General features: G+C 71.2%; 6 protein-coding genes. 5 read left to right on the top strand and 1 reads right to left on the bottom strand.

Annotation, left to right across the window (positions count from 1 at the left end; translation table 11 throughout):
• The 3 genes from yghU to HC022_RS18840 form a co-directional block, all read left to right on the top strand.
• Window positions 1-625: glutathione-dependent disulfide-bond oxidoreductase (gene yghU, locus HC022_RS18850; RefSeq protein ID WP_167453447.1), on the top strand; the 625-nt coding region annotated here is incomplete at its 5' end.
• Between the two features lie 87 nt (window positions 626-712).
• Window positions 713-1,207: a 5-(carboxyamino)imidazole ribonucleotide mutase gene (purE, locus tag HC022_RS18845; RefSeq protein ID WP_167453446.1), complete on the top strand. Its 495-nt coding sequence runs from the start codon at window positions 713-715 to the stop codon at window positions 1,205-1,207.
• Between the two features lie 108 nt (window positions 1,208-1,315).
• A complete protein-coding gene (locus tag HC022_RS18840) occupies window positions 1,316-2,386 on the top strand; it encodes a 5-(carboxyamino)imidazole ribonucleotide synthase (protein ID WP_167453445.1) in 1,071 nt (356 codons plus the stop codon).
• Between the two features lie 106 nt (window positions 2,387-2,492).
• Here the strand turns inward: HC022_RS18840 and HC022_RS18835 are convergent, their stop codons facing one another.
• Window positions 2,493-3,632, bottom strand: a complete 1,140-nt coding sequence (locus HC022_RS18835) for an alpha-D-ribose 1-methylphosphonate 5-triphosphate diphosphatase (protein WP_167453444.1) — start codon at window positions 3,630-3,632, stop codon at window positions 2,493-2,495.
• A 104-nt stretch (window positions 3,633-3,736) separates the two neighbouring features.
• Here HC022_RS18835 and HC022_RS18830 point away from each other — a divergent pair, with 104 nt between their 5' ends.
• Both HC022_RS18830 and HC022_RS18825 read left to right on the top strand, forming a co-directional pair.
• Window positions 3,737-4,180, top strand: coding sequence for an NUDIX domain-containing protein (locus HC022_RS18830; RefSeq protein ID WP_167453443.1), 444 nt, complete (start codon window positions 3,737-3,739; stop codon window positions 4,178-4,180).
• Between the two features lie 39 nt (window positions 4,181-4,219).
• Window positions 4,220-5,101 (top strand): ABC transporter permease (locus HC022_RS18825; RefSeq protein WP_167453442.1); only part of this gene is annotated, 882 nt, incomplete at its 3' end.

Raw genomic sequence — 5,101 nt, 5'->3', positions numbered from 1 at the left:
CAAGATCGGCGACGGCGATCAGTTCGGCTCGGGCTTCGTCGAGGTGAACCCGAACTCCAAGATCCCGGCGCTGCTCGACCGCTCCGGCGACAAGCCCGTGCGGGTCTTCGAATCCGGCGCCATCCTGATGCACCTCGCCGAGAAGTTCGGCGCCTTCCTCGGCAAGCCCGAGGACCGGGCCGAGATGCTCTCGTGGCTGTTCTGGCAGATGGGCAGCGCGCCCTACCTCGGCGGCGGCTTCGGGCATTTCTACGCCTATGCGCCCTACAAGATGGAATACCCCATCGACCGTTTCGCCATGGAGGTGAAGCGCCAGCTCGACGTGCTCGACCGCAACCTCTCGGACCGCAGGTTCGTCACCGGCGACGACTACACCATCGCCGACATCGCGATCTGGCCGTGGTACGGGCGCACCGTGCATGGCGGCGCCTACGACGCGGGCGAGTTCCTCGACGTGCAGAGCTACAAGAACGTGATCCGCTGGGCCGACGAGATCGCCGAGCGTCCGGCGGTGCAACGTGGCCGCATCGTCAACAAGACCTCGGGCGAGCCCTCGGAGCAGCTGCACGAGCGTCACGCGGCCTCGGATTTCGACACCAGGACGCAGGACAAGATGCCGGCCTGACACAGGTCCCCCGGCCGTCCCCTGCCGCATGGACAAGGGACGGCCAACCGCTATAGTGCGGGCTTCTTTCAGGGCAGAGGGCACGGAATGGCGGAAGAGGCGGTCAAGGTCGGGATCATCATGGGCAGCCAGTCGGACTGGCCGACCATGGAAGAGGCCGCACGGATTCTCGACGAACTGGGCGTGCGCTACGAGGTGAAGATCGTCTCGGCGCATCGCACGCCGGACCGGCTCTGGAGCTACGGCAAGACCGCGGCCGAGCGCGGGCTGCAGGTGATCATCGCCGGCGCCGGCGGTGCCGCGCACCTGCCCGGCATGATGGCCTCCAAGACCCGCGTGCCGGTGCTTGGCGTGCCGGTGCAGACGCGCGCGCTCTCGGGTGTCGACAGCCTCTATTCCATCGTCCAGATGCCGCGCGGCTTCCCGGGCGGCACAATGGCCATCGGCGGTGCCGGCGCGGCCAACGCAGGGCTCATGGCCGCGGGTATCCTCGCGCTGCAGGACCCGGCTCTCGCCGACCGGCTCGACGCCTGGCGCGACGCGCTGTCCGCCTCGATCCCCGACGAGCCCGAGCGCGGCTGAGGCGGGGCCCGGCGCTGCTTCGGCGGCGCGTCCGGGGCAATGCCCGCTTGCCTGCGGCGGCGTTTCGCGACAGAACCGCCCCGAGACACCCAGCACCGGAGGCAGACCATGTCCGACCAACTTCCCCAAGGAGCGACCATCGGCATTCTCGGCGGCGGACAGCTCGGCCGGATGCTCTCGGTCGCGGCCAGCCGCCTCGGCCTGCGCACCCACGTCTTCGAGCCGGGGGCGAACCCGCCCGCCGGCCACGTGGCCGATGCTGTGACCACCGCCTCCTACGAGGACCACGACGCGCTGGCGGAATTCGCGGCCTCGGTCGACGTGATCACCTACGAGTTCGAGAACATCCCCACCGCGGCGCTCGACGTGCTGCAGGAGCTGCGTCCGATCCGTCCCGGACGCGAGGCGCTGCGCGTGAGCCAGGACCGGCTCACTGAGAAGACCTTCCTGACCGATCTGGGCCTCAGGACCGCGCCCTTCGCAGACATCACCGACGCCGACAGCCTCGCCGCGGCGCTCGAGGTGATCGGCACGCCGGCGATCCTCAAGACCCGCCGCTTCGGCTACGACGGCAAGGGCCAGGCGCGGATCCTCGGACCCGAGGACGCCGCACAGGCACTCGAAGACATGCGCGGCGCGCCCGCCATCCTCGAGGGCTTCGTCGAGTTCTCCTGCGAGGTCTCGGTAATCGCCGCCCGCAGCGCCGACGGCTCGGTGGCCTGCTTCGACCCGGGCGAGAACATCCACCGCGAGGGTATCCTGCGCACCACCACCGTGCCCGCGCGCCTCTCCGGCAAGCAGCGCACCGACGCGGTGCTGCTCGCGGCGCAGATCCTCAACGCGCTCAACTACGTGGGCGTGATGGGCGTCGAGCTCTTCGTGACGCCGCAGGGCCTGCTGGTGAACGAGATGGCGCCGCGGGTCCACAACTCCGGCCACTGGACCCAGAACGGCTGCACCATCGACCAGTTCGAACAGCACATCCGCGCCGTGGCCAACTGGCCGCTCGGAGACGGGAGCCGCTACGCCGACGTGCAGATGGAGAACCTGATCGGCGACGATCTCGACCGGCTGCCGGAACTAGCGCGCGAAGCCGACACCGCGATCCACCTCTACGGCAAGGGTGCCGTCAAGGCCGGTCGCAAGATGGGCCACGTCAACCGCATCATCCGCGGCTGACCGGGGTCCGGACCGGGGCGCCACGCCCCGTCTTCATCTTGCCCCTAAACTCCGGGGAGCGCGAGGGGCTGGCCCCTCGCTCCTGCCCTCGCCACGGGCGCGGCCCTCAGATCAGCCGCCCCGCCAGCGCCCCCGAGAGCCAAGCCACCTGCCCGCCGGCCACGGTCATCGAGATCCGCCGCGTCGCGCGGTCCATCACCACCAGATCCGCCCGCAGCCCCGGCTCCAGCCGTCCGCGATCGGCCAGCCCCAGCAGCCGCGCCGGCCCGTCGGAGACCAGCCGCCACGCCTCGGGCGCGTCCAGCAGCCCTAGCTCCACGCAGCGCCACGCCGCCCGCGCCGGCGCCGGGTAGTGGTAATCCGAAGCCAGCGCATCGCAAAGCCCCCGCCCGATCAGCTCGCTCGCCGCCACGTTGCCCGCGTGGCTCGCCCCGCGCACCACGTTGGGCGCGCCCATCACCACCGCGTCGCCGCCACCCCGTGCCGCCTGCGCCGCCTCGACGGTCTCGGGGAACTCCGACACACGCACGCCCCGGGCCCGCCACCCGGCGCGCGCCCCGGCGGTCCGGTCGTCGTGGCTGCCCATGCGCACGCCCCGCGCTGCCAGCCGCGCACAGAGCCCGTCCAGCGCCTCCGGCACCTCGTCGGCGCGGGCGTGCAGCGCCTGCATCAGCGCGAGATGGGTCTCGGGCGAGCGCCCGGATTTCAGCGCCTGTCCGATCAGCCGCGGCGGCTTGCGTCCCTCGGCAAGCCGGGCGTGGGGCAGGTGGTCGTTGAACACCACGTAGCCGATGCCGTGCCGCGCCACGGCGGCCTCGGCCTCGGCGAACCTGTCGAGGAAATGCGTCTCGAGCCGCAGCTGCAGCCGCAGGTCCACCGGCACCGTGGGGGCAACCGCGCTGACCGAGGTAAAGACCTCCTCGGCGAACTCCGGCCCGCGCATGCCGCCTTCCCACGACCAGAACTGCGCCAGCATCGCCGTGGTGATGCCGTTGGCGGCAAGCTCCGCCGCGCAGGCCACCATGCCTGACTCGCGTTCGCGCAGCGCCCCGCGGCGCGGTGCCATGTGGCGTTCGAACCCGTCGCCATGGGCGTCGACGATGCCGGGCAGGATGTCGTAGCCCGTCAGGTCAACCCGGCGCCCGGCGGCGCCCTCGACCACCCGCCCGCCGTCGATGGCCAGAGGCGCGTCGTCCCAGCCGTCCGGGCGCATCACCCGCGCCCCCTCGAAGGTCAGCGACAGCATCGGGGCACCTCGTGGCAGGTCGGCGGAAGAAAGGCGAAAAAACCGGTCATGGAGGGGGGAATACGGCCTTCCGCCCCGCCGCGAAAGGTGCAAACCTCCGCGCCATGTCACGCCCTCACCGCCTCGCCTGTCGCGCCGTCATCCTGCACGAAAACCGCCTGCTGCTGGTCAATGCCTGGCCCGGCGGGCACAGCGACCTGTGGTGCGCCCCGGGCGGCGGCGCCGAGACTGGCGCCTCGCTGCCCGACAACCTCGCCCGCGAGGTGCACGAGGAGACCGGCCTCACCGTGGCCGTCGGTCCGCCCTGCCTCGTGAACGAATACCACGAGCCGCGCAGCGGTTTTCACCAGGTCGAGATCTTCTTCCGCTGCACCATCGCCGACGGCACCCTGTCGGACGCCTGGCGCGATCCCGAGGGCGTGGTCCACACCCGCCGCTTCGTCACCCGCGACGAGATGGCGGGCCTGCGCTTCAAGCCCGACAGCCTGCCCGAGGTCGCGTGGGGCACGGGGCCGGGCTACGACCCGCTGGAGCTGCTGGCGCGATGAGCGGCACATCCTCCGCCCGCGCCGCCTAGGGAGCGGACGATGCTTGCCTACGCCCTGAAACGGCTGGTCATCCTCGCGCTCAGCCTCGCGCTCGCCTCGCTGGTGATCTTCCTCGTGGTCGAGGTCGCGCCCGGCGATCCGGCGAGCTACATGCTGGGCATCAACGCCCGTCCCGACACCGTCGCCGCGCTGCGGGCCGAGCTCGGGCTCGACCTGCCGCGGGCCGAGCGCTACCTCGCCTGGGTCGGCGGCATGGTGCAGGGCGACTTCGGCACCTCCTACACCTACCGCGCGCCGGTCTCGCAGATGGTGGCCGAGCGCATCCGGGTGTCGCTGCCGCTGGCGCTCTACGCGCTGACACTGTCGGTGGTCATCGCCTTCCCGGCAGGCATCTTCGCCGCCGCGCGCCGCGGCCGGGCAGGAGATGCGGGGGTGATCGCGGCGACGCAGCTCGGCATCGCCATCCCGAACTTCTGGTTCGCCATGCTACTGGTGCTGCTCTGCGCCATCAAGCTGCGCTGGTTCAGCGCCGGCGGCTTCCCCGGCTGGGACGACCCGCTGATGGGGCTGAAGGCCCTCACGCTTCCCGCCGTCGCGCTTGCCCTGCCGCAGGCGGCGATCCTGACCCGGGTGATGCGCTCGTCGCTGCTCGACATCCTGCACGAGGATTTCATCCGCACCGCCCGCGCCAAGGGGCTCACGCGCCGGCAGGCGCTGTGGCGGCACGGGGTGCGCAACGCGATGATCCCGGTGCTGACCATCATCGGGCTGCAGTTCTCGTTCCTGCTGGCGGGGGCCATCATCATCGAGCAGGTGTTCTTCCTGCCGGGGCTGGGGCGGCTGATCTTCCAGGCCATCACCCAGCGCGACCTGATCGTGGTGGAATCGGTGGTCATGCTGCTGGTCTTCGCGGTGATCTCG

It is taken from the genome of Salipiger sp. HF18 (genome assembly GCF_011806505.1).
GTDB classification, from domain to species: Bacteria; Pseudomonadota; Alphaproteobacteria; order Rhodobacterales; family Rhodobacteraceae; genus Salipiger; species Salipiger thiooxidans.
The sequence above is the reverse complement of the archived record's forward strand: the minus strand, read 5'-3'. Positions and strand labels throughout refer to the sequence as shown.

What these genes read in the sequence shown, in the direction of transcription:
- HC022_RS18835 (WP_167453444.1), bottom strand. Translation starts at nt 3,632, where the DNA reads ATGCTGTCGCTGACCTTCGAGGGGGCGCGGGTGATGCGCCCGGACGGC.
- purE (WP_167453446.1), top strand. Translation starts at nt 713, where the DNA reads ATGGCGGAAGAGGCGGTCAAGGTCGGGATCATCATGGGCAGCCAGTCG.
- HC022_RS18830 (WP_167453443.1), top strand. Translation starts at nt 3,737, where the DNA reads ATGTCACGCCCTCACCGCCTCGCCTGTCGCGCCGTCATCCTGCACGAA.
- HC022_RS18840 (WP_167453445.1), top strand. Translation starts at nt 1,316, where the DNA reads ATGTCCGACCAACTTCCCCAAGGAGCGACCATCGGCATTCTCGGCGGC.